Source organism: Oceanicella sp., assembly GCF_056449545.1.
Genome location: NZ_JBWOMN010000075.1, coordinates 49,250 through 73,350 on the forward strand (window position 1 = coordinate 49,250; position 24,101 = coordinate 73,350).

The 24,101-nt window shown below is 69.8% G+C and carries 21 protein-coding genes and 1 tRNA gene; 10 read left to right on the plus strand and 12 right to left on the minus strand.

The window, feature by feature from the left end:
* Nucleotides 1-3: 3 nt before the first annotated feature.
* The 5 genes from AC1HC7_RS11005 to ggt all read right to left on the minus strand — a co-directional run bounded on the left by AC1HC7_RS11005 (nucleotide 4) and on the right by ggt (nucleotide 7,972).
* Complete coding sequence (locus tag AC1HC7_RS11005) at nucleotides 4-1,128, minus strand: ComEC/Rec2 family competence protein (RefSeq protein WP_479499019.1); 1,125 nt, start codon at nucleotides 1,126-1,128, stop codon at nucleotides 4-6.
* Complete coding sequence (locus AC1HC7_RS11010; protein ID WP_479495023.1) at nucleotides 1,125-2,507, minus strand: hypothetical protein; 1,383 nt, start codon at nucleotides 2,505-2,507, stop codon at nucleotides 1,125-1,127. Before AC1HC7_RS11010 ends, AC1HC7_RS11005 begins: the two co-directional genes overlap by 4 nt.
* Nucleotides 2,504-3,670, minus strand: a complete 1,167-nt coding sequence (locus AC1HC7_RS11015) for a caspase family protein (RefSeq protein ID WP_479495024.1) — start codon at nucleotides 3,668-3,670, stop codon at nucleotides 2,504-2,506. Before AC1HC7_RS11015 ends, AC1HC7_RS11010 begins: the two co-directional genes overlap by 4 nt.
* 113 nt (nucleotides 3,671-3,783) lie before the next feature.
* Nucleotides 3,784-6,183: a phosphoenolpyruvate synthase gene (gene ppsA / locus AC1HC7_RS11020; RefSeq protein WP_479495025.1), complete on the minus strand. Its 2,400-nt coding sequence runs from the start codon at nucleotides 6,181-6,183 to the stop codon at nucleotides 3,784-3,786.
* 157 nt (nucleotides 6,184-6,340) lie between these two features.
* The gene (ggt, locus tag AC1HC7_RS11025) at nucleotides 6,341-7,972 is read right to left on the minus strand and encodes a gamma-glutamyltransferase (RefSeq protein ID WP_479495026.1); all 1,632 of its coding nucleotides are present in this window, start codon (nucleotides 7,970-7,972) and stop codon (nucleotides 6,341-6,343) included.
* Between the two features lie 351 nt (nucleotides 7,973-8,323).
* Between ggt and AC1HC7_RS11030 the strand changes: the two genes are divergently transcribed.
* Nucleotides 8,324-9,367, plus strand: a complete 1,044-nt coding sequence (locus tag AC1HC7_RS11030; protein ID WP_479495027.1) for an aldo/keto reductase — start codon at nucleotides 8,324-8,326, stop codon at nucleotides 9,365-9,367.
* A 65-nt stretch (nucleotides 9,368-9,432) separates the two neighbouring features.
* Here AC1HC7_RS11030 and AC1HC7_RS11035 read toward each other — a convergent pair.
* Nucleotides 9,433-9,507, minus strand: a tRNA-Glu gene (locus AC1HC7_RS11035).
* Between the two features lie 104 nt (nucleotides 9,508-9,611).
* On the minus strand, nucleotides 9,612-11,366 hold the full coding sequence (recJ, locus tag AC1HC7_RS11040; RefSeq protein WP_479499020.1) for a single-stranded-DNA-specific exonuclease RecJ: 1,755 nt from the start codon (nucleotides 11,364-11,366) through the stop codon (nucleotides 9,612-9,614).
* A gap of 245 nt (nucleotides 11,367-11,611) precedes the next feature.
* Between recJ and infC the strand changes: the two genes are divergently transcribed.
* The 6 genes from infC (at nucleotide 11,612) to AC1HC7_RS11070 (ending at nucleotide 15,520) form a co-directional block, all read left to right on the plus strand.
* Complete coding sequence (infC, locus tag AC1HC7_RS11045) at nucleotides 11,612-12,106, plus strand: translation initiation factor IF-3 (RefSeq protein WP_479495029.1); 495 nt, start codon at nucleotides 11,612-11,614, stop codon at nucleotides 12,104-12,106.
* A gap of 173 nt (nucleotides 12,107-12,279) precedes the next feature.
* Nucleotides 12,280-13,023 (plus strand): DUF938 domain-containing protein, encoded by a 744-nt coding sequence (locus AC1HC7_RS11050; protein WP_479499021.1) that lies wholly within the window; start codon nucleotides 12,280-12,282, stop codon nucleotides 13,021-13,023.
* 70 nt (nucleotides 13,024-13,093) lie between these two features.
* Complete coding sequence (locus AC1HC7_RS11055) at nucleotides 13,094-13,462, plus strand: ScnB-like protein (RefSeq protein WP_479495031.1); 369 nt, start codon at nucleotides 13,094-13,096, stop codon at nucleotides 13,460-13,462.
* The gene (locus AC1HC7_RS11060) at nucleotides 13,455-13,760 is read left to right on the plus strand and encodes an SH3-like domain-containing protein (protein ID WP_479495032.1); all 306 of its coding nucleotides are present in this window, start codon (nucleotides 13,455-13,457) and stop codon (nucleotides 13,758-13,760) included. Before AC1HC7_RS11055 ends, AC1HC7_RS11060 begins: the two co-directional genes overlap by 8 nt.
* Nucleotides 13,760-14,416 carry a nitrile hydratase subunit alpha gene (locus AC1HC7_RS11065; RefSeq protein WP_479499022.1) on the plus strand — a complete coding sequence of 219 codons (657 nt, stop codon included), beginning with the start codon at nucleotides 13,760-13,762 and terminating at the stop codon, nucleotides 14,414-14,416. The genes AC1HC7_RS11060 and AC1HC7_RS11065 overlap by 1 nt, the downstream gene beginning before the upstream one ends.
* A gap of 117 nt (nucleotides 14,417-14,533) precedes the next feature.
* Nucleotides 14,534-15,520 carry a lysophospholipid acyltransferase family protein gene (locus AC1HC7_RS11070; RefSeq protein WP_479495034.1) on the plus strand — a complete coding sequence of 329 codons (987 nt, stop codon included), beginning with the start codon at nucleotides 14,534-14,536 and terminating at the stop codon, nucleotides 15,518-15,520.
* A 27-nt stretch (nucleotides 15,521-15,547) separates the two neighbouring features.
* Here the strand turns inward: AC1HC7_RS11070 and AC1HC7_RS11075 are convergent, their stop codons facing one another.
* From AC1HC7_RS11075 to acnA, 5 genes are all read right to left on the minus strand, one after another.
* Nucleotides 15,548-16,258 (minus strand): DUF1223 domain-containing protein, encoded by a 711-nt coding sequence (locus AC1HC7_RS11075; protein ID WP_479495035.1) that lies wholly within the window; start codon nucleotides 16,256-16,258, stop codon nucleotides 15,548-15,550.
* Between the two features lie 314 nt (nucleotides 16,259-16,572).
* Nucleotides 16,573-17,037 carry a methyltransferase family protein gene (locus tag AC1HC7_RS11080; RefSeq protein ID WP_479495036.1) on the minus strand — a complete coding sequence of 155 codons (465 nt, stop codon included), beginning with the start codon at nucleotides 17,035-17,037 and terminating at the stop codon, nucleotides 16,573-16,575.
* A gap of 136 nt (nucleotides 17,038-17,173) precedes the next feature.
* Nucleotides 17,174-17,449, minus strand: a complete 276-nt coding sequence (locus AC1HC7_RS11085; protein WP_479495037.1) for an usg protein — start codon at nucleotides 17,447-17,449, stop codon at nucleotides 17,174-17,176.
* A gap of 161 nt (nucleotides 17,450-17,610) precedes the next feature.
* The gene (locus AC1HC7_RS11090; protein WP_479495038.1) at nucleotides 17,611-17,949 is read right to left on the minus strand and encodes a DOPA 4,5-dioxygenase family protein; all 339 of its coding nucleotides are present in this window, start codon (nucleotides 17,947-17,949) and stop codon (nucleotides 17,611-17,613) included.
* Between the two features lie 90 nt (nucleotides 17,950-18,039).
* Nucleotides 18,040-20,730 (minus strand): aconitate hydratase AcnA, encoded by a 2,691-nt coding sequence (gene acnA, locus AC1HC7_RS11095; RefSeq protein ID WP_479495039.1) that lies wholly within the window; start codon nucleotides 20,728-20,730, stop codon nucleotides 18,040-18,042.
* Between the two features lie 343 nt (nucleotides 20,731-21,073).
* Here acnA and ccmA point away from each other — a divergent pair, with 343 nt between their 5' ends.
* From ccmA to AC1HC7_RS11110, 3 genes are all read left to right on the plus strand, one after another.
* Nucleotides 21,074-21,817 carry a heme ABC exporter ATP-binding protein CcmA gene (gene ccmA, locus AC1HC7_RS11100; protein ID WP_479499023.1) on the plus strand — a complete coding sequence of 248 codons (744 nt, stop codon included), beginning with the start codon at nucleotides 21,074-21,076 and terminating at the stop codon, nucleotides 21,815-21,817.
* The gene (gene ccmB, locus AC1HC7_RS11105; protein WP_479495041.1) at nucleotides 21,814-22,479 is read left to right on the plus strand and encodes a heme exporter protein CcmB; all 666 of its coding nucleotides are present in this window, start codon (nucleotides 21,814-21,816) and stop codon (nucleotides 22,477-22,479) included. Before ccmA ends, ccmB begins: the two co-directional genes overlap by 4 nt.
* A gap of 423 nt (nucleotides 22,480-22,902) precedes the next feature.
* Nucleotides 22,903-23,928, plus strand: coding sequence for an aspartate-semialdehyde dehydrogenase (locus AC1HC7_RS11110; RefSeq protein ID WP_479495042.1), 1,026 nt, complete (start codon nucleotides 22,903-22,905; stop codon nucleotides 23,926-23,928).
* Nucleotides 23,929-24,101: the final 173 nt, after the last annotated feature.

The following is a 24,101-nucleotide window of genomic DNA, read 5'->3' on the forward strand; positions in this document are numbered from 1 at the left end:
GGCTCAGTCCCCGGCTTGGTCCCCGGGCGGCGCGGCGATGTCGATGGCAAGCCGCCCGTTGTCGCGCGCAACCGGGAACACCGCGCGATACGACCACAGGCGCGACAGCAGCCGGCTGTCCCAACGTTTGGCGCTGGGCTGGTCATAGTTGAAATACAGGGTCTTTTCGCGCCCCGGGTCGGCTTTCAGCAGCCGCGCCACGGTCTCGGCGTCCGGGTGCTTGTGGCGCCGCGTGCCGTTGGTGGAGATCGCGAAGCGCGCGCAGTCGATCATCCCGAAGAAGTCCGGCGAGGTGTTGGCCTTCGACCCGTGATGGCAGATTTTCAGCAGATCGACCCGAAATCGCCCGCCCTCGGCCGCGGCCAGCGGGCGCAGGGCCGTCTCCAGCACCTCGGAATGGGCGTCGGCGGCAAGCAGCGCGCGCGCGCCCTCGAATTCGGCGACGAAGGCGATGGAGGCGCCGTTGGCCTCGGCGCGATCGGCGCTGTAGGGGGCGGCGGCCAGGGCCTCCACATCCGGGGGGCCGTCGAAGGATTCGAACCCCTCGTCCAGCGGGTCGTCGTCCTGATCCGGGTCGAAACTGCGGATGCCGGCCGTTTCCAGCTCCCGATCCCAGACCGGCAGCAGGTCAGCCAGCTGCCGGTCCCCCGGCGACAGCAGCCGCAGGGTCAGCCCGCCGGGCAGCGCCAGCGGCGCGGCGGCCTCGGGGCTGTTGGTGGACACCACGCCGCTGGCGAATTCGGCGTTCTGGGGCCAGTGAAAACGGGCGATGCCGCGGGCCAGTTTCTCGCCCTGCCGCGCGCCGAAGGAGTCGACCTCGACAGGGCGGTGCAGCCGCCGATGCGCGGTTTCAAGCTGCGGGCGGGCGTTGTGCCACAGCCGCCTGGGCGCGAAGACCGGCGGTTCGTCGCGCAGCATCTTCACCGCCCCGGCGATGTGATCGGCGTCGACATGGGAAATCGCCAGCAATTCGATCTCTCTCAGTCCGGCCAGCACCGGGCGCACCGCGGCCCAGGTCGATCCGCGCCCCAGATCCACGAACAGGTGGCGCAGGTCGCCGCCATGGCCCCAGGACAGCTGCACGCAATCCCCGTCCAGCGCCGGATGCATGGTCAGGCGAAAGGTCATGGCGCGGCCCCGTTCAGGCGGATGACGGTGAAAGGCTGGGTCGGGTCCACCTGCGTCGCCAGCGGAGAGACCAGGCGCAGGGTCTCGTCATCCTCCACCTGCGACAAACCCAGGGTCAGCATGCGCATGGTGGCGGCGAAATACGGCACGCCGCGCTCGACCCCGCGCCGCAGCAGCGCGCGCCCCTCGCGATGACGCCCAAGCTGCAACTTGCGGTAGCCGCAAAGAACGGCGCCGTCGGGGATGCCGGGAAACCAGGTCTCCAGATTGGCCAGCCACCTGTCCCAGGGCTGGGGCGCGCGCGTCGGCGAGGTCGCCACCAGCACGAGCGCGCCCAGCGCCGCCGTCATCGGCCCCCGGAGCTTTTCGTAAAGCGCCATCTCGGGCGGTTCGCGCGCGAACACGTCGTCGGCCAGTTCCGCGGCCTCCAGCAACCGCCCCGAGGCGATGAATTCCAGCAGCCCGCCCCAATGCCCGTCCTGCACGCTCAGCACCGTGCGCCCCGGTCGGTCCGGGTCGCCGGGGCTGGGGTTGAACCGGTCATGCAGCAGCTTCAGCCCCTCATTCCCCGCATCCGGTCGATGGCGCCCCCACCAGACCCAGGGCATCGACGCCAGGTCGCATTGCCCGTCCCGCTCCACCAGCAGCCAGCGCGGGAAACGCTCGGCCAAGTCGCGCGGCGCGGCATCGCCGCGCAGCGCCGCCACCAGCGCGCCGCTCTCGTCGTCAAGCGGCAGCCGCGGAGTCCAGAGGCAATAGGCGTCGTCATGTTGCGCCGAGGCCCAGTCGTCGATCTCCACGGCCTTCAGCGCCCCGCCCCAATAGGCGAAATCTCCGGCGCGGGCCAGGTGTTTCCAGGCCTTCTCTCCCTTTGGCGCGCGGACCCGGAAGGCGCGCGGAAACGCCATGTCCGGCGCCCCGAAGGGCTTGTCCAGGAGGCCGCCCAGGGCGTCCCGCGACGGCGAATAGATCGCCTTCCCGCCCCCCGCCGCGGGCGGCGGGGGCGCGCTCGGGTCCTGCCGCACCACCCCGGAATACTGCTGCCAGCCCAGATATTCATGGGGCGACGCCGGCAGGTCGATCACCTCGGCATGAATCTCGCCGGCGGCGATATCAAGCTCGCGCTCGATATCGGCGCCGCGCGGCATGCGGATGCTGAGCCCGTAGCGCCCCGGCGCCGGCAGATCGAACCGCGCATAGGCCTCGCCGCCGTCATCCGGCGCGCCGCCGCCGGCCACCGCGACGCTGCGGGTGGCCCGCCAGCCGCGCGTCACCGGCTTGCCGGCGGCGTCGAGCAGCTGGCGCAATTCGGCCACGGCGCCGAAATCCAGCCGCCCGTCGGCCAGCGGCTGATGCAGGATCAGGCGCAGCGCGGTCATGGCGCCAGGTCCAGGCGCACATAGGCCACCGGGCGGGTGAGGGTGCGGCGCGCCGGCTTCACGCGCGGCGGCTCGGCATCCAGCCTGGCCGAGAATTCCCAGGCCCCGGGGGCAAGTTCGAACACGCAGCAGGCCAGTTCGTCGGACTGGTCGGCGCGCCGGGACTGCGCCGCCCCGGCCTGCCCCGCCGCCGGGGCGCAATCGACCTCGGCCATGGGCCAGAACCCGGGATCGGCGATGGTGACGAAGGACCGGGTGCAGGTCGGCGCCTCGATATGGTTGAACTCGAAATTGGTCGCCTCCAGCGCGTTGGGCACGGTCTTGGCGCGCAGCGCCGGGGGCAGGCGGTATTCGATCAGTCGATCCACCGCGTTCAGGATCAGCGAGGTGGTGGCGATCCATGGCCCGGTCTGATCGTCGGGCGCCGCGAAGCGCATGGCGTCAAGGAACGAGGTCGCGAACACGCTGGGCTTGCCCGGCTGCCCGTAGGCCCGTTCGCCGGCGATGGTCGGGAACAGCACGCATTGGCGCGCCGCGCCGCGCCCGCCGGGCGGGATCGACAGCACGCGCGACCCGATATCGGGTTCGTTGCGATACAGCCCGTCGGCCCTTGTGCGGCAGCAATCCAGCAGGAACAGCTGCCTGTCGGCATTGGCGTTCTTCAGCGTGCCGCGCAGCCGGTCGAATTCCACGGCCCCGTCATAGCCGTTGTCCGGGTCGCCGAAATCCGCCAGCAGCAAAGCCGCCTTCTGCCCCAGCGAGGCCCCGTGGCCGCAGAAATAGAACACCGCCATGTTGTCGTCATGGCCCTGCAGCCGGTCGGCCCAGTGGCGCGCGGCGCGCTTGACCTGGGCGAGATCGGCCTCGGGCGGGCGCATGGCGTCGCGGTTCGGGGGGGCGTAATCCTGCGCGGTCTCCTCGGACAGGCACAGCGACAGGCTGCCCAGCGGGCAGTCGGGATTGCGGAATTCCGACAGGAACCAGTCGGCGACGGCGCGCGCCGACGCGGGCGGCGAGGACAGCTGCGCCAGATCGCCCCCGATCAGGCTTTCGCCCCGGTCGCGCCCGAAATCATAGCGCCCGACGCCGATCACGAAGACATGGGTCGCGGGGGCGGCGGCCAGCGCCTTGTTCTCGAAAACCAGCGCCTTGTCCTGCGGCATGGGCGAACCCCGCGATGTCGGATGCGCCCAGTCTAGCGCGCGCCGTCGCGCCGGTCGAGTGCGCCGCCCCGGGCCCCGCCGACCCCGCCCGCCCCGGCCCCGCCCAGCTCAGCTCAGCCCGACCCGTCGCGCCGCGCCTCGGCCCTGGCGACGTGGCGCTTGACCTCGACGAAGCTGTCGGGCGTCACGGAAATCGAATCGATGCCGCATTCCACCAGGAACTGCGCGAATTCCGGGTGGTCGCTTGGCCCTTGCCCGCACAGCCCGACCTTGGCGCCGGCCTTGCCGGCCTCGGCGATGACGTTGCCGATCATCCATTTCACCGCCGGATCCTGTTCGGAGAACAGCCCCGCCAGTTCGGCCGAATCCCGGTCCACCCCGAGCGTCAGCTGCGTGAGGTCGTTGGAGCCGATGGAAAACCCGTCGAACCTTTTGGCGAATTCGCCCGCCAGGATGACATTCGACGGGATCTCGCACATCACGTAGACCTGCAAGCCGTTCTCGCCGCGCCGCAGCCCGTTCTCGGCCATCGCCTCAAGCACCAGATCAGCCTCGGCCACGGACCGGCAGAACGGGATCATCATGATGACGTTGGAAAACCCCATGTCGTCGCGCAGCCGCCTGATCGCCCGGCATTCCATGGCGAACCCGGCCCGGTAGCGCGGCGAATAATAGCGCGAGGCCCCGCGGAACCCGATCATCGGGTTGGCCTCCTCGGGTTCGAACTGGGCGCCGCCGATCAGGTTGGCGTATTCGTTGGTCTTGAAATCGCTCATGCGCATGATCGCCGGGCGCGGGTGGGCCAGCGCCGCGATCCGCGCCAGCCCGCGCGACAGGCGGTCGACGAAATATTCGCGCTTGTCGGCATAGCCGCGAGTCAGGCGCTCGATGATCCGCCGCGCCTGCGGGTCGCGCAGGCTGTCGAACGCCGCCAGCGCCATGGGGTGGACCTTGATCTGGCTGTTGATGACGTATTCCATGCGCGCCAGCCCGACCCCGTCGGCGGGGATGCGCCACCAGCGAAACGCGGCGGCGGGGCTGGCCATGTTCAGCATCACCCTGGTCTTCGTCGCCGGGATGTCGCCCAGCGTCACGTCGCGGATTTCGACTTCGGCGTCGCCCTCGTAGACATAGCCCTCGTCGCCCTCGGCGCAGGACAGGGTGATCTCCTGTTGGTCATGCAGCACATGGGTGGCGTTTCCGGCGCCGACGATGCCGGGCAGGCCCAGTTCGCGGCTCAGGATCGCGGCGTGCGAGGTGCGCCCGCCATGATCGGTGACGATCCCCGCGGCGCGCTTCATGATCGGGGCCCAGTCCGGGTCGGTGGAGCCGGTGACAAGGATGCTCCCGTCGACGAAATCATCGATCTGCGCCGCGCTCTCGATCAGGCAGACCCGGCCCGAGACCACCGCCGCGCCGACGCTCAGCCCGGTGACCAGCGTGCGGCCCTTGCGGGTGATGCGATAGCTGCGCATCACCCCGGCATCCTTGCGCGATTGCACGGTTTCCGGGCGCGCCTGCACGATGAACATCTCGCCGGTCTCGCCGTCCCTGGCCCATTCCATGTCCATGGGGCAGCGGTAATGCGCCTCGATGGCGCAGGCCCAGCGCGCCAGCGTCAGGATCTCGTCATCTTCGAGCACGATCGCCTCGCGCTCGGCCTTCGAGGTGGGCACGTTCTTCACCGGGCGCGGGCCGTCGCGGTCATGCACCATCTTCACGGTCTTGGCGCCGCGGCGTTTCTTGACGATGGGGGTCAGCGCCGGGTCGTCGAGCAGCGGCTTGAACACCTGATATTCGTCGGGATCCACCACCCCCTGCACCACATTCTCGCCCAGCCCCCAGGCGGCGTTGATCACCGCCACCTTGTCAAAGCCGGTCTCGGTGTCGATGGAAAACATCACCCCCGAGGCCCCGATATCGGCGCGCACCATCAGTTGCACGCCGATCGACAGCGCCGCGTCCATATGGTCGAACCCCTTGAACTTGCGATAGCTTATGGCGCGATCGGTGAACAGCGAGGCGTAGCAGCGCCGGCACGCGTCCAGCAGCGCCGCCTCGCCGGTGACATTCAGGAAGGTTTCCTGCTGGCCGGCGAAGCTGGCGTCGGGCAGGTCCTCGGCGGTGGCGCTGGAGCGCACCGCCACGGCGGGGGCGGCGCGCCCCGTGCGCCGGCCCAGCTCGCGATAGGCGGCGGCGATGTCGACGGCGAGGTTTTCGGGCCAGTCGCCGCGCAGGAACGCGGCGCGGATCGCCGCCCCGGCCTCGGCCAGCGTCGCCTTGCCGCTTTCCAGGTCGTCGAGCGCCGCGCGGATGGTCGCGTCAAGCCCGTTGGCGGCGACGAAATCCCTATAGGCGTCGGCCGAGGTGGCGAAACCCGGCGGCACCCGCACCCCGGCGCTCCCCAGCGCCGCCACCATCTCGCCCAGCGAGGCGTTCTTGCCGCCGACGATCGGCACGTCGGCGCGGCGCAGGGTTTCGAACCAGAGGATGTCTTGCACTGACTGTGCCATCGGAGGTCTCCGCGGATGCGTTGCGACGCGCGCCGCCGCCCAGGGCGGAAGGGCGGCAAGGGCCGGGCGCATGGCACCATCGCGCATCCCGCCGGCGCGGGCATTGACCTCGGTCAACCCCGCCAGCCACCCACCCCGCCATCCAACCGCCCGCGCGTCAGACCAGCAGCGCCATGCCGCCGCCATACAGCATGTCCGCCGCGCCGCTCACTCGCCCGTCGCGCAGCCGGATGGCGTGCACCGAGCCGAAATCGTAGCTGTAGGGGCTGCGCGCGACTTCGTAGCCCAGTTCCTCCAGCCCGGCATGGGCGTAGCGCGGGATGCGGGCGCAGACGTCGATGCGGTCGCTGGTGGCCGAAAACCGCGGCGCCAGCACCGCCTGCTGGATCGGCATGTCGAAATCCACCACGTTCAGAATCACCTGCAGCACCCCGATGGCGATCTGCGTGCCCCCCGGCGCGCCGATGATCAGCGACGGCGCGTCGCCGTCGAACAGGATCGTCGGGCAGATCGAGGAAAACCGCGATTTCCCCGGCGCCAGCGACCCCGCATGGCCGGGGCGCGGGTCGAACACCCCCATGCAGCCATTGTACATGAAGCCCAGCCCCTCGGTGATCACCCCCGACATCATGCCCAGCGAATGGGTCATGGACACCGCCCCGCCGGCGGCGTCGAGCACGCTGATATGGGTGGTCTTCGGGGATTCCGGGATGCCGAGCCGCCGCACGTGATGGACCTCGCCGCGCGCGATCGCCGCCGCCCGCTCGCGCGCATAGGCCTTGGCGGTCAGCCGGTCCATGGGCACGTCGACGAAATCCGGATCCCCCACATGCTCGTCCTTGTCCGAGGTGGCGATCTTCATCGCCTCGGCCACCACCCGCATGTATTCGGTCGAGCCATGCCCCATGGCCGCAAGGTCGAAATTTTCGAGGATGTTGAGCATCTCCACCAGCATCACCCCGCCGCCGGGCGGATGGTTGGTGGCGAAGCGGCGGCCGCGGTATTCGCCCCATAGCGGTTCGCGCGACGTGGTGGCGTAGGTCTCCAGATCGTGGCGCGACAGCAGCCCGCCATTGGCGCGCATGTCGGCGTCGATGGCGTCGGCGATCACGCCGCGATAGAAAACCTCCGGGCCCTGATCGGCGATCATCGACAGGGTCTGGGCCATGTCCGGGTTGCGGATGACGCTGCCCAGCGGCAGCGGCGCGCCGTCATCGCCGCAATACAGCGCCCGCCCGGGCGCGGAATGGCGCAGCCGGTCGGCGACGCTGGCGCGCCCCGGCGCGTCGCGCGACACCCAGTAGTAATAGACGTCGGGGGTCAGCACGAAACCGTCCCGCGCGAAACCGATCGCCGGGGCGATCACCTCGCGCCACGCCATGGTCCCGAAACGCGAATGCGCCTCGTGAAACGCCCTGAGGCTGCCGGGCACGGTGATCGACTGGCGGCCGATGTCGTTGACCTGGCCCTCCAGCACGAAGCCGAAACCGTCATAGGTCTCGCCGATGATCAGGCGCTCCCACATCTGCGGGGTCACCGCCGCCGGGGCCTTGCCGTGGAAATCGATGAATTCATGCACTCCCCGGTCGGGCAGATACACCTGCATCGACCCGAACCCCGCCAGCCCGCACATCAGCGGGTCCACCACGGTCTGGACGAAGGCGCAGGCGATGGCGGCGTCCACCGCGTTGCCGCCCCGGCGCAGGATCACGGCCCCGGTCTCCACCGCGTCGGGCTGGGGCGCGACGATCGCCGCGCGCCGCGTCTGGTCTCCGGATCGATCCGGCATGCTTGTCTCTCCCGCTTTGCGCGTCCCTGGCCGCCGCGCGCCTCGGCCCGGGCGCAACGTCGGGCGCCGCGCCATCGAACCACGCGCCGCATTCCCGTTCATAGGCCGATGCGACCCGGAACGCATCCCTGTCGCAAGGGCGCGTCAGCGGGGCGGATCGGGATCCGCCGCTTTTCCAGCGGCGGGCCGATGCTGCGACGCATCCGCGCCGCCGCCTCCTGCGCCCAGTGGAAACCCGTGGCCTTCGACGTGCGCCCCCGCCCCGCGAAATACCGCGCCGCGCGGGTAGGTCTGGCGCCGATCCCCGGCTATGCTGCGCCTAACCCTTGCCGCTATCCCTTGGAGCAAAGCATGAAATCCAACCGCCTCGGCCAGACCGACATCATGGTCAGCGAGATCTGCCTCGGGTCCATGACCTGGGGTTCCCAGAACACTGAAACCGAGGCGCATCAACAGCTTGACTACGCTGTCGGCGAGGGTGTGACCTTCATCGACACGGCGGAAATGTATCCGACCACCCCGCGCCAGCGCGAAACCATCGGCCTCACCGAAAAGCTGATCGGCTCCTGGCTCGGGCCCCGCGCCGATCGCGGCGCCCTGACCATCGCCACGAAAATCACCGGCGAGGGCAACAAGGACATCCGCGACGGGCGCCGCGTCACCGGCGCCATGCTGCGCGAGGCGCTGGAGGCGAGCCTGCAGCGCCTGCGCACCGAATTCGTGGACCTCTACCAGCTGCACTGGCCCAATCGAGGCTCCTATCATTTCCGAAAATACTGGACCTTCGATCCGCGCGACATGGTCCCCGGCGACATGGATCAGGAAATCGCCGACATCCTCGGCGAGGTGTCGCTGCTGCAGGCCGAAGGCAAGCTGCGCGCCTTCGGCCTGTCCAACGAAAGCGCCTGGGGCGCCATGCGGTTTCTCGAGGCCAGCCGCCGGCACGGCCTGCCGCGCATCGTCTCGATACAGAACGAATACAGCCTGATCTGCCGCATCTACGACCTCGACATGGCCGAGATCAGCGTCCGCGAACAGGTCGGCCTGATGGCCTATTCGCCGCTGGCGGCGGGGGGCCTGTCGGGCAAGTATCTGGGCGGCGACACGCCCGCGGGGTCGCGCCGCGCCTTGCAGCCCGACCTCAACGGGCGCTATGTGGACCAGGCCCGGCGCGCGATCGCGGCCTATGACGGGGTGGCGCGCAAGCACGGGCTGAACCTGGCGCAGATGGCCATCGCCTTCTGCCTCTCCCGCCCCTTCATGATGAGCGCCATCATCGGCGCCACCTCCATGGACCAGCTCAGGACCAACATCGCCGCCAAGGACCTGACGCTGTCCGACGAGGTCCTGGCCGACATCCAGGCGATCTATCGGGACGCGCCCCGCCCCATGTGATCGGGCCGACGCGACATGCGAAACCCGCGCCGAAACCGCCCGGGAACCGCCATTGATGATGGGGATGGTACGCCCTACGGGATTCGAACCCGTGTTACCGCCGTGAAAGGGCGGCGTCCTAACCACTAGACGAAGGGCGCAGCGGGGGCCTTCATACTGGCGGTCCGGGCTGGTTGCAAGATGGATTCTTCGCCGCCCGCCCGCGCGGTTCCCGCCGCGTCGCACCCGCCGCGCAACGCCGGTTTCAAACCGGCGCGGCGGCGTCCTCGACGCGCAGCTTGACCTTGCGCCGCCCGCCCCAGTCGTCGATCTCCAGCCGCCCGGCGACATGCACGGGCGCCCCGGCGCGGGTGGACAGGAATTCGCCCAGCGGCCCCTCGAAGGCGCGAAACGCGATGGCGTCGAGCCGCGCCCCCCCCGAACCCCGCAAGGTCAGGCGCAGATGGCTCTCGCCGGCGGGCTTGGCGAAGGCCACCTCCACCGCGGGCAGGACGAAGCGCGGCGCCGGGGCGCCCTGGCCATAGGGGCCGGCGGCGTCCAGCGCCTCGACCAGCTCCAGGCTCGCCGCCCCCGGCGCCAGCGCCCCGTCGATGCGCAATTCCCGCGCCCCGACCGCGCCCGCGCCCTGACGCGCCAGCAATGCGCCCAGCCGCGCCATGGCCGGCTCAAGCTTCGCCGTCTCCACCGTCAGCCCCGCCGCCATGGGATGCCCGCCGCCCTTCGCCAGCAGCCCTTCGCGCACCAGCGCCGCCACCGCCGCGCCCAGATCCGCCGGGGCCACCGATCGCCCGGACCCGGTCCCGATCGCGCCCGACAGCCCGATGACCACGGCCGGGCGGTTGAATTTTTCCTTCAGGCGCGAGGCGACGATGCCGACCACCCCCGGATGCCAGCCCTCGCCCGCCGCCCAGACCAGCGGCCCATCGACGCCGCGCGATTCCGCCTGCGCGATCGCGGCGGCCTGCACCCCGGCCTCGACCTCGCGCCGCTCGGCGTTCAGCCTTTCAAGCTTTTCCGCCAGCGCCGCCGCCTCGTGCGGATCCTCGGTCAGCAGCAGCCGCGCCCCGAGATCCGAGGCCCCCACCCGCCCGCCGGCATTGATGCGCGGCCCCAGCACGAACCCCAGATGATAGGCGGCGGGGGTCGAAGACAGCCGCGCCGCGTCGGCCAGCGCCGCCAGCCCGGGGCGTTCGCGCCGCGCCATCACCGCCAGCCCCTGGCGCACCAGCGCCCGGTTGAACCCGATCAGCGGGGCCACGTCGGCCACCGTCGCCAGCGCCGCCAGATCCAGCATCGCCATCAGGTCCGGGGTTTTCGCGCCCGCCTGCCGCAGCAGCCGGTTGGTCGCGATCAGCAGCAAGAACACCACCGCGGCGGCGCAGAGATGCCCCAGATCGTTGTTCTCGTCCTGCCGGTTGGGGTTCACCACGGCATGGGCGGGGGGCAGGGTCTCGCCGCCCAGATGGTGGTCGATGACCATCACCTCGGCCCCCTTCGCCGCCGCCGCCGCGATCGGATCGAAGCTGAGCGTGCCGCAATCGAGGCACAGGATCAGGTCGTGATCGCCCGCCAGCTTCTCCATGGCCGGGACATTCGGGCCGTAGCCTTCCCCGATGCGGTCGGGGATGTAGAGCGTCCCTTTCGTCCCCACCGCCCGCAGCCAGCCCAGCGCCATCGCCGAGGACGCCGCGCCGTCCACGTCGTAATCGCCGAACACCGCCACCCTTTCGCCCCGGGTCACGGCGCCTGCCAGGCGTTCCGCCGCCCTGTCCATGTCGCGCAGCTGCGACGGGTTCGGGGTGAGCTCGCGCAGCGTCGGCTTCAGATAGGCCGCCGCCTCGTCCGGCCCGACGCCCCGCGCCGCCAGCACCCGCCCGGCCAGTTCGGGCAGCTGCGCGCGCTGTGCGACGGCAAGCCCCAGACGTTCGATCTCGGGATCCGGGCCGACCCAGCGCCGACCGGAGACCGAGGCCTCCACGGATAAAAATGCATCAGACATGGGGCCCCTGTTACCCCGGCGCGGCGATGGATGCATCTTGAACTTGACCTCGCTTGATATATCCTGTTCTGCGATGACGTCGGTCCCGCCGGGAATCGGCGTCAAATGCATTCCGCCCGAACCCGCGTTCGGGCCCGGCGCCCGCCATCCGGGCCCGGAATCCACCGCTTGAACAGCAGAAGGACGCGAGAGCCATAGCCCGCAGACCGCACAACGCCCCCCCCACCCGTGACACGGGTCCCCGCGTGAACCACAAGATTCGCGAATCGGAAATCCGCCTGATCGACCATGACGGCGAAAATCGCGGCGTGCAGACGCCCGAAGACGCGATCCGCATGGCCGAGGATGTGGGGCTCGACCTCGTGGAGATCTCGCCCAACGCCAGGCCGCCGGTCTGCAAGATCATGGATTTCGGCAAGTTCAAATACGAACAGCAGAAAAAGGCGAACGAGGCGAAAAAGAAGCAAAAGGTCATCGAAATCAAGGAGGTCAAGTTCCGCCCGAACATCGACGACCATGATTACGACGTGAAGATGCGCAACGTGACCCGGTTTCTCGAAGATGGCGACAAGGTCAAGGTGACGCTGCGGTTTCGCGGCCGCGAGATGGCGCATCAGGAACTGGGCCGCGAATTGCTGAAGAGGATCGCCGGCGACACCACCGAACTGGGCAAGGTCGAATCCATGCCCAAGATGGAAGGCCGGCAGATGATCATGGTGATCGGACCGCTGCGCAACTGACCCGCCGCGCGGGTCCGGCCCGCCGGGGTCTTGTCGGCGTGGTTGGCGGGCTGTGGTTGTCGCGCCGGGGCCGCCACGCAACAGATCGACCCTGCAAAAAGGGCCGTCCGAATCGGGCGGCCCTTTTTGCGTGGCGCTCGCCTTTGCGCGGCGCCGGCGCTAGCATCCGCGCCATGTCCCATGATCCGCGCCGCTCCCGCCCCAGATATCGCGACGATCAGGCGGCGAGGCTCTGCGCCCCCGCCGCCGAACGCAACGCCGCCCCGATCGCCCGCGCGCTGGCCCGGCTGCTGGCCGGGGGCGCCCCGGCCCAGACCCCGACCCCGGCCCCGACCCCGACCCCGGCCCAGACCCCGGCCCAGACCCCGGCCCCGGCCCCGAATGCCGGGACCGTGATCGAGATCGGGGCCGGGACCGGGCAGCACGCCGTCGCCTGCGCCGCCGCCCTGCCGCATCTGGTCTGGCGGCCCACCGACCCCGACCCGCTGCATCTGGGCTCGATCGACGCCTGGGCCGCCGAGGCCGCCCTGCCCAACCTGCGCCGGGCGCTGCGCATCGACGCCGCCGCCGACTGGGGCGGGGATCCGGCGCTGGCCGACGCCCGCCCGGCCCGCGCCGTGTTCAGCGCCAACGTCATCCACATCGCGCCCTGGGCGGTGGCGCGCGGCATCGTCGCCGGGGCGGGCGCGTCGCTCGCCCCCGGCGGGGCGCTGCTGCTTTACGGCCCGTTCCTCGACCATGGCGCGACCACGCCGGGCAACCGCGAGTTCGACGCCATGCTGCGCGGGCGCAATCCGGATTGGGGCCTGCGCGACATCGCCGAGCTGACCGCGCTGGCCGCGACCGCCGGCCTCGCCGCCCCCGACCGCGTCGCCATGCCCGCCAACAACCTGATCCTGGCGTTCCGCAAGACCTGACCGCCGCGCGCCCTCCCCCCCCGGCCGCAAGAGCTTGCTGCGCCGGGTCCTCGGCGCTAGCCTTCCCGCCATGACACAGGACCTGACCAAGCTGGAGGCCAGCCTGCGCAGCTGGCACGACATGGGCGGCCAGCCCGCCGGCGGCATCGACCGCGCCGAACATGACTACGCGCTGTGGGAAAAGCGCGTCGATGCGCTGATGGTGATCGCCACCGGCAAGGGGCTGTTCACCGTCGACGGGCTGCGCCGGGTGATCGAGGACATGGGCGAACGGAATTTCGCCGCCCTCACCTATTACGAACGCTGGATCCTCTCGGTGAACCGCAACCTCATCGAGGCCGGCGCCTATGACGCCGCCGAACTCTCCGCCAAGCTCGCCGAGATCCGCGCCCGGGGCGAAACCTACGGCGCATGTTCGCTGGAACGCGCCGATGGCTGACCCCCCCGCCCCGTCGGCAGGCGCCCGGGTGCGGGTGCGCGCCTGGACCCCGCCGGGGCTGCATGTGCGCACGCCCTGGTATCTGCGCGGCAAGACCGGCGAGATCGAACGCGAACTCGGCGAATTCGGCAATCCCGAACAGCTCGCCTACGGGGTGCCGGCGCGCAAGCTGCCGCTGCTCAGGGTGCGCTTCACCATGGCCGAGATCTGGGGCCCCCGCGCCGAAAACCCCGAGGACACCATCGACGCCGAGCTCTTCGCCCACTGGCTGGAGCCCGCCCCGCAGGAGCCCGCCTGATGCCCCACGACCACCCCCGCGACCACCCGCGTCTCAGCCCCTCGGGCCACCCCTACCGCAAGGATCAGGACGCGCCGCTGACCGAGTCCCAGGCGCTGGAGATCGCGGTGCGCGAATTGCTGATCGAAAAGGGCGTGACCTCGGCCGCCGATATCTCCGCAACCATCGCCCGCATGGACGCGCGCAGTCCCGCCGCCGGGGCCGCGGTGGTGGCCCGCGCCTGGAGCGACCCGGATTTCCACGACCGGCTGATGACCGACGCCGCCGCCGCCTCGCTGGAAATGGGCTGCGACGTGGACGCGCTGAAGCTGATCGCTGTGCAGAACGACGCGACCACCCATAACGTGGTGGTCTGCACGCTGTGCTCCTGCTACCCGCGCAACCTGCTGGGCCTGCCGCCGGATTGGTACAAGCAGCGCGCCTACCGATCCCGCGTGGTGGTCGAGCCGCGCAAGGTGCTGGCCGAATTCGGCCTCGACCTGCCCGACGAGGTGACCGTGCGGGTGCATGATTCCACCGCCGACATGCGCTACGTGGTGATCCCGGCCCGACCCGAGGGCACGGCGGGCTGGACCCGCGACCAGCTCGCCGCCATCGTCACCCGCGACTGCATGATCGGCGTCGCCGTGCCCAGGGCGACGCCGGCCGGGGCCTGAACCGGCGCGACCACCGGCGGCCCGCCGCGGGCGCGCTTGCGGTCACGGGCGCCGGGTTCTAAATCTGGGTCCGGGCGCGCCGCCGCGCGCCCCGCCCCCAATCGCCGGATCGCCCGCATGCCTCGCCCGACCCGCAGCTACAGCCTTGGCCGCCGCATGGGCTTCGCGGCCGAAATCGGCGTCGCGCGGGCGATCCTGGCGGCGACCGCGTGGATGCCCGACGCGCGGATCTTCGACCTGGCGGCGCGGATCGGCGCGGCGCTGGCGGCGCGCCTGCCCATGGCGCGGCGGCGGATCCTCGGCAATCTCGACCTGGCGCGCCCGGACATGGACGCCGCGTCGCGCCATCGCATCTGTCGCGCGGTCGGGGCCAATTTCGCCCGCACCTGCATGGAATACACCCGGCTGAAGGCCATCGCCGCGACGCCGGGACTGATGGACGTGACCGGCGCCGAGCACCTGCAAGCCGCGATCGCCGCCGGGCGCGGCGCGGTGCTGGTCAGCGCCCATTACGGCAACTGGGAATTCGTGCGCCTGGCGGCGCGCGACCTCGGCGCGCCCTCGGCGATCATCTACCGCGCCTTCAACAATCCGCGCTTTGACGCCATGGCGATGGAATTGATCGCCCATGGCGGGACCCCGGTGCTGCACAAGGGGCGCAGGGGGGCGCGGGCGCTGCTGCGCCACGTGGCCGGGGGCGGGGCGGCGATGATCCTCATCGACCAGCGCCAGACCGGCTCGCCGCTGATCCCCTTCCTGGGGCGCGAGGCCGAGACCGCCACGGCCGCCGCCGAACTGGCGCTGCGCTTCGGCGCGGCGCTGATCCCGGCGCGGGCGCGGCGGCTGCCGGACGGGCGGCGCTTTGACGTGCGGTTCGAAGCGCCGGTGCCCCATGGCGACCCGCTGGCGATGACCCGGGCGCTCAACGACCGCATCTCCGCCTGGATCGACGAGGATCCGGGGCAGTGGTTCTGGCTGCATCGCCGCTGGAAGCTGCGCGCCCGCGGCAGGCGCATTCGCGCAGCAGGGGCCGGGGCCGAAAACGGGGTTGCAAACGACACGGGAAAAGGGGCGGGGACAAGGCCAGAGGCCGACGCGCCCTAGACCTGCCGGGGGCGGCGTCGGGGCAAATTAGAACTCGATCTTGCCGGCGGCGACGATGGGGCCGCCCTTGCCGTCCTGCAGGATCACCGCGATGCCCTTGGCGCCCTCGGGGATCGGGGCGCTGAAGCGCACCTCGTCCTCGCCGTCCCAGATCCCGAGCCGCATCCAGCTGCGCACCACATTGGTCGATTGGATCACCCGCCCGGCGTTCTCGCCGCTGGCGATCTTCAGCGGCGGCGGGGTTTCATAGCTGACCGCCCAGATCAGGCAGGGGCCGGGGGCCGGGCCGCGCGGGGTGATGCGGGCCTCGATCTTCATGTCGCCCACCGTCTTGAGCGTCACCTCGGCCACCGCCGGGCGCGCCGCGGCGCGGCGCATGGCGGCGGCGACCTGCTCGCGGCGGCTGCCGACCACGCGTTCGACGCCCTGAATGACCATCTGCGGCGTGTAGACCGATCGCGCCCCCGCCATGTCGCGGTAATCGAGCTGGCGGCGGGTGAATTCCCGGCGCGCATAGACGTCGCGCCAGCCGAGATAATCCCAGTAATCCACATGCAGCGCCAGCGCGATCACGTCGGGGCGCGCCGCCAGTTCGCCCAGAAACGCGTCCGCCGGCGGGCAGGCCGAACAGCCCTGACTGGTGTAAAGCTCCACCACCACCGGCTGCTGCGCCGCCGCCGGGGTTGCGACATGGCTGAAAACGACGGCGGCCATCGCCAGGACAATGCGATCGAACATGAGCTTCCCGCGGTTGCGGGCCGCGCGGGCCCGCTTGTGTCTTTGCCGGTCCCGGGGGGCGTCCCCCGAAAAACGCCTTGGAATCCAGACCTCGCCGCCCGGGCGAAATACTGGAGTCGCCCGTCGAAACCCGACCCGGATTCGCTTGGATCAGAGCCTAGTCCGCCGCCGGCGCACAAACGAGTCAAGCTTGCGCGATCACCCGGCGCCCGCTGCGCGAGGATTGTCAAGCGAATGACGGCAAGCCGGCGCGCCGGCCTCACGACGCGGGGCTCATGGCGCGGGGCTCATGGCGCGGGGCGCATGATGCGGGCTCACCAGCGGCGGGATTCGGCGAACCAGCGCGCCGCCCCTTCGCCGAATTCCATGCGCAGCCCCTCTTCCTCGCCCAGAATGAAGCGCCGGGTGATGATCAGCGGGAACAGCGCCACCGGGATCAACGCGCTCAGCGCCCCGAGCCACAGCGCCCAGCCCAGCAGCGCCAGCGCCAGGCCGGTGTAGATCGGGTTGCGGTTGATGCGGTAGGGGCCTTCGGTGATCAGCGCCCGGGCCTTGCGGCGGGGTTCGATCGGGGTGCGGCGGCGCCAGAACCACCAGGCCGACCACGCCACCATCAGAAAGCCCAGCGCGCCCAGCAATTCCCCCGCCGCGTCCAGCGCCTCGCCGAATGCGCCGTCCAGCGCGCCGCCGACGCGCCACAGCGGCAGCCAGCGGGCCAGCATCCACGCCGCCAGCGCGCACAGCGCCAGCCACACCGGGGGAATGTCCAGCCGTTTCATGTCCTTGCCTCCGCCAGAGCCGCTTTGGTGACGTCCGGGGGGGCGGACCGGGCCGGTCCTATGCAGGTTTGCGCAATGCGCGATCACGCGGCGTCGGGGCGATCAGACCCCGGCCCGGATCGCCCCGGCGGCCGGCTCAGTGCAGAACCAGCTCATGTCCCACATAGCGGAAGTCGCGCGGCCCGATCAAGCGATCATGGCAGAGCCGGATCGAATGCAGCGGCCCGTCAAGCTCGCGCACCCAGAAATCCAGGAACTTGCGCAATCGCGGAAACCGCGGCGCCATGTCGAAATCCTGCCAGAGAAATATCTGCAGCAGGCCCTGCGCGTCGGGCATGTGATAGGTGATTTCAGCCGTGGCCAGCGCATAGCCATCAAGCTGTCGCCGAAAGGCCGGGTCGGTTCTGGTCATGTCATTGCTGTCCGTGTCATCGTCGCGGACTTGCGCAGATCCCGCCGCGGCGCGCGTCTCAGCGCGGTCACGGCGGCGCGGTGCATTCATATAGCCATAAAATGGTTAATGAAATCAACGGCCCTCGCGCAGACATGCGCGAAATTGATGAATGCGCCGCCTCAGTCGAAGATCGACAGGTCCAGGGCCAGCATCTCGCCCATCCACACGCCGCCGTCGCGGTGGTCGCGCAGATGATCCCCGGTGTCGGGGTGGGAAAACACCGTCAGCCCGGCGCGATTGAGCGCCAGATACGGCAGCAGCGCCGCAAACTGATCGGGCGAGCAGCCAAGCTGGCAGCTCCAGCGCGGATGCGGCCCGACGCATTTTTCATGCACCCGCCCCATCACCACGCCGAACCGGTCGCGCGCCGCTTCGCACAGCGCCCGCGCCCGCGCCACGCTCCCCTCGTCGAAATACACATGGGCGTGCCAGCCCCTGATCTGCGATGCATCGATCATCATCCGCTCCCTTGCTCCAGTGCCGTCAAAATGGCGACGGGCCGCCCCCGAAGGAAGCGGCCCGCCCGGAAACAGTCTGTCACCGTCGCGTCAGTCGGCGCGCGCAAGGTTGCGCAGCACGTAATGCAGCACCCCGCCATTCTCGACGTATTCGATCTCCACCTCGGTGTCGATCCGGCACAGCAGCTCGATGACCTTCTGCGATCCATCGGCGCAGCCGATCGTCGCCCGGACCTTGGACAGCGGCTTCAGATCGCCCGCAAGCCCCTCGATCGACACGGTTTCCTTGCCGGTCAGTCCCAGCGACTTGCGGTTGTCCCCGCCGGTGAACTCGAACGGGATCACCCCCATGCCCACCAGGTTGGAGCGGTGGATGCGTTCGAAGCTTTCGGCGATCACCGCCTTCACCCCAAGCAGCGCCGTGCCCTTGGCCGCCCAGTCGCGCGACGACCCGGCGCCGTATTGTTCGCCCGCGAAGATCACCAGCGGCACGCCGTCCGCCTGAAAAGCCATGGCCGCGTCAAAAATCGAGACCTGCGCCCCGTCCGGCCCTCTGGTCCAGCCGCCCTCGACCCCGTCCAGCATCTCGTTGCGAATGCGGATATTGGCGAATGTGCCGCGCATCATCACTTCGTGATTGCCGCGCCGGGACCCGTAGGAGTTGAAATCGCGCTGCGCCACCTGATGCTCGGTCAGATACCGGCCGGCGGGGTGATCCGGCTTGAACGACCCGGCGGGCGAGATGTGATCCGTGGTCACCATGTCCCCCAGCACCGCCAGGATCCGGGCGTTCTCGATGTCCGAAATCACCCCCGGCTCGGGGCTCATGCCCTGAAAATACGGCGGGTTGCGCACATAGGTGCTGTCCGGCGGCCAGTCATAGGTCAGGCTGTCGGTGGTCTCCACCGCCCGCCATTTCTCGTCGCCCTTGAACACATCGGCGTATTTCGATTGGAACGCCTCGCGGGTGACGGTCTTTTCAACCAGATCGGCGATTTCCTTGCTGGTCGGCCAGATGTCCTTCAGGAACACGTCATTGCCGTCCCGGTCCCGCCCCAGCGGGTCCCGGGTCAGGTCCGCATTCATGTCCCCGGCCAGCGCGTAGGCCACCACCAGCGGCGGCGAGGCGAGATAATTCGCCCGCACGTCGGGCGAGATCCGGCCCTCGAAATTGCGGTTGCCCGACAGCACCGAGACCGCCACCAGGTCGCCCTCGGCGATGGCCTTGCTCAGTTCCGGCGCGATCGGCCCGGAATTGCCGATGCAGGTGGTGCAGCCATAGCCCACCAGATTGAACCCGATGGCGTCCAGATCCTCCTGCAGGCCGGCGGCCTCCAGATATTCCGACACCACCTGCGACCCCGGCGCCAGCGAGGTCTTGACCCAGGGCTTGCGATTCAGCCCCAGCGCCCGGGCCTTGCGCGCCACCAGCCCGGCGCCGATCATCACATAGGGGTTGGAGGTGTTGGTGCATGAGGTGATCGAGGCGATCACCACCTTGCCCGACGCCATGTCGAAATCCCGCCCTTCGACCGGAACCCGCTTGTCCAGCGGGCGCTTGAAGGCGGTCTCCATCTGCCCGGCGAAGGCGCGCGCGGCGTGGTCCAGCGCCACGTAATCCTGCGGCCGCTTGGGGCCGGAGATCGCCGGCACGATGGTCCCCATGTCCAGGCTCAGCGTGTCGGTGTAGATCGGATCGTAATCATCGCCGCGCCACAGCCCGTTGGCTTTCGCATAGGCCTCGACCAGCGCGATGCGGTCCTCGTCGCGCCCGGACACCCGCAGATAGCGCAGCGTCTCGTCATCCACCGGGAAGAACCCGCAGGTGGCGCCGTATTCGGGGGCCATGTTGGCGATGGTGGCGCGATCGGCCAGCGGCAGATGGTCGAGCCCCTCGCCGTAAAATTCCACGAACTTGCCGACCACGCCTTTCTCGCGCAGCATGGCCACCACCTTCAGCACCAGATCGGTGGCGGTGGATCCCTCGACCATGGCGCCGGTCAGCCTGAAACCCACCACCTCCGGGATCAGCATGGAGATCGGCTGCCCCAGCATCGCCGCCTCGGCCTCGATGCCGCCCACGCCCCAGCCGAGGATCGCGAGGCCATTGACCATCGTCGTGTGGCTGTCGGTGCCCACCAGCGTGTCGGGATAGGCGATCTCGGCCCCGCTCTGGTCGGTGTCGGTCCAGACCGTCTGGCCCAGATATTCCAGATTCACCTGATGGCAGATGCCGGTGCCCGGCGGCACCACGCGGAAATTGTCAAACGCCGACTGGCCCCATTTCAGGAAGGTGTAGCGTTCGATGTTGCGTTCGTATTCGCGTTCGACATTGACCTTGAAGGCGCGCGGGGTGCCGAATTCGTCGATCATCACCGAATGGTCGATGACCAGGTCCACCGGGTTCAGCGGGTTGATCTTTTCCGGGTCGCCGCCAAGGCTGACCATGGCGTCGCGCATGGCCGCCAGATCCACCACCGCCGGGACGCCGGTGAAATCCTGCATCAGCACCCTTGCCGGGCGATAGGCGATCTCGCGCGGGTTGCGCCCGCCCTTCGCGCCCCATTCGCCGAACGCCCGGATGTCGTCGAGCGAGACGGTCTTGCCGTCCTCGAAGCGCAGCATGTTCTCCAGCACCACCTTCAGCACGGCCGGCAGGCGGGAAAACCGGCCAAGCCCCGCGGCCTCGGCGGCGGGGATCGAGTAATAGGCGACGGTCTTGCCGCCCGCGCTCAGCTCGCGGCGGGCATTGGCGGAGTCGGTTCCTACGGTGATTGGCACGTCTGTCTCCCCTTGACGTTGCGGCGGAGCGCCGACCCTGTGGGTCCGGTGGCGCCCGGCTCGGGTTCTACAGGCAATGTGATGGCGCCTCAATACGCGCGAATCTCTATGTGTGCAAGTGTATACATTCAGGGAGAGGCATTTGAGATCCGCCAGTCGCCAGATTGCTTGATCCGTATAATGAAATGATTTCATATACATGATATGATGATCGAAGGTGATCGCCCCGCCCGGACGGCCCCGCGCCCGAGTCCGCGACCAGTCGTCGCCGGGCCTGAAATACTCCGCCCGGCCCGCGACGCGGCGCTTTCGCCCGGCCCGCGGGGCGGCTAAGAGGGTCGCCATGAACCGCCCCGCCAAACCCGCGACGAAACCCGCGACGAAACCCGCGGAAACCCGCGCGGAAAAACTGACGGTCACCGATCTGGCCTGCCGCCGCGCCGGCCGCCTGGTTTTCCGCGGCGTCTCCTTCACGGTCGAACCCGGGCAGGCGGCGGTGCTGCGCGGGCCCAACGGATCGGGGAAATCCTCGCTGATCCGGGTGCTTGCGGGGCTGACCCCGCCGCTGGCCGGCGCGGCGACGCTGGGGGATCTGTCCCTGACCCGCGACGGCGAGGCCTGGCGCGAACGCATCGCCCTGGCCGGCCATCTCGACGCGGTGAAACCGGTGCTGTCGGTGCGCGGCAACCTGGAAACCTGGGCGGCGCTCTACGGCCAGCCCGCCGCGCGGGTCGATGCGGCGCTGGATCGGTTCGAACTCACCGATCTTGCCGAGGATCCGGCGCATTACTGCTCCGCCGGCCAGAAACGCCGGCTGGGGCTGGCCCGCCTGCTGGTCACCGGCCGCCCGGTCTGGCTGCTCGACGAACCCACCGTGTCGCTCGACGCCCGCAACGCCGCGATCTTCGCGCAGGCGGTCGCCGATCACTGCGCTGGCGGCGGCGCGGCGCTGGCCGCCACCCATATCGATCTCGGCCTGCTCGACGGCCCGGTCATCCGGATGACCGATTTCTCGCGCCCCGCCGCCGCCGCGCCGCCCGCCGGCGACCCCACCGACGATCCGTTTCTCAGCGAGGGCTGGCAATGACCCTGTTCCTTGCTCTTGTGCGCCGCGACACGGTGCTGGCCATGCGCATCGGCGGCGGCGGGCTGCTCGGCGTGACCTTCTTCCTGATCGCCGTGCTGCTGATTCCTCTCGGCGTCGGCCCCGAGGGCGACGGCCTGGCGCGGATCGCCGGCGGCGTGCTCTGGGTGGCGGCGCTGCTGGCCTGCCTGCTGTCGCTGGACCGGCTGTTCCAGGCCGATCTCGAGGACGGATCGCTGGAGCAGATCGCCCTGTCGCCCCTGCCGCTGGAGGCCACGATCATCGCCAAGGCGCTGGCCCACTGGCTGACCACCGCGCTGCCCCTGATCGCCGCCGCGCCGGTGCTCGCCATGATGCTGCACCTGCCCGACCCGGCCTATGGCGCGCTGGTTCTCAGCCTGCTGATCGGCGCCCCGGCGCTGAGCATGATCGGGGCCATCGGCGCGGCCCTGACCGTGGGCGTGCGCCGCGGCGGGCTGCTGCTCTCGGTGCTGGTGCTGCCGCTCTACACCCCGACGCTGATCTTCGGCGCCCAGGCGGTGGACCGCGCCGCCCTCGGCCTGCCCACCGGCCCGCCGCTGCTGTTTCTGGGCGCGGTGACCCTGCTGTCGCTGGGCGTCGCGCCTTTCGCCGCCGCCGCCGCGCTGCGCATCAACCTGCGCTGATCCCGATGGGCGACCCGGGCCGCATCGCCTCTGGTGAAATCCGCCGTGCTCCGGGGCATGTTGGCGCTGATCCCGGCGATGATCGCCGTCGGCGCCTCTGGCTCGGCCATGGGCGGCAAATGGAACCCCCCGAAATCCTGCGCAAGAAGCGCCGCATGAAGATCATCGCGGCCAACGGCGTGCTGTTGCTGCCGCCCTCGGCGGCGTTTCTCGATGCGCGCGCCGGCGCCGGCGCTGGAACGGGCGGCGGGGGCGGCCGATTTCACCCTGCTGGCGCTCAACATGAAGGTCGGCCTCGCCCTGTCCCGCCGCAAACGCCGCCGCGTCTGACAGGCGGGCGGTTTCCTTTCTCGCCGCGACGGGCTACACGGCCCGCACGCGCCGCCGCGCGTCACGACAACCCCATGCAGGAGATCAGGGGAGATGGGCTATCGGATCGCCGTCGTCGGCGCCACGGGCAACGTGGGCCGCGAGATGCTGAACATTCTGGCCGAGCTGGAATTCCCCGTGGACGAGATCGTGGCGCTGGCGTCGCGCAGATCCCTCGGGACCGAATGCGGCTTTGGCGACAGGACCCTGAAAGCCCGGGATCTCGACGCCTTCGATTTCACTGGCTGGGACATGGCCCTGTTCGCCATCGGATCGGACGCCACGAAAACCTACGCCCCGCGCGCCGCGAAAGCCGGCTGCGTGGTGATCGACAACTCCTCGCTCTACCGCTACGACTCGGCCGTGCCGCTGATCGTGCCCGAGGTCAACCCCGACGCGGTCATGGGCTACGCCAACAAGAACATCATCGCCAACCCCAACTGCTCCACCGCGCAGATGGTGGTGGCGCTGAAGCCCCTGCATGACCGCGCCACCGTCAAGCGCGTGGTGGTCAGCACCTACCAGTCGGTCTCGGGCTCCGGCAAGGCGGGGATGGACGAACTCTGGCTTCAGACCAAGGGCATGTACGTCCCCGGGCAGGAGGTCGCGCCAAAGGTCTACCCCAAGCAGATCGCCTTCAACGTGATCCCCCATATCGACATGTTCATGGAGGACGGGGTCACCAGGGAGGAATGGAAGATGGTCGCCGAGACCAAGAAGATCGTCGACCCGGCGATCAAGGTCACCGCCACCTGCGTGCGCGTGCCGGTGATGGTCGGCCATGCCGAGGCGCTCAACATCGAATTCGAGGACCATCTCGACGAGGACGAGGCCCGCGAGATCCTGCGCCAGGCCCCCGGCGTCCTCGTCGTCGACAAGCGCGAGGACGGCGGCTACATCACCCCCGTCGACTGCGTCGGCGACTACGCCACCTATGTCAGCCGCATTCGCCAGGACCCCACCATCGACAACGGCCTGAACCTGTGGTGCGTCTCCGACAATCTGCGCAAGGGCGCGGCGCTGAACGCGGTGCAGATCGCGCAACTGCTGGGCCGCCGCGTGCTGAAGAAGGGATCTTGAGCCCGGGGGCGCCGCCGCGCCCGGCATTCGCTGTTCAAGCGCCGTGCGGACGTTCCGTGAAGATGTTGATTCCGGCGTCGCCCGGGGGCGCGCTCCGGTCAGGCCCTGCGCGCCCTGATCCGCATTCATGAACGCCTGCGTCCCATATCCGGCGATGACCGATACGGCGACGA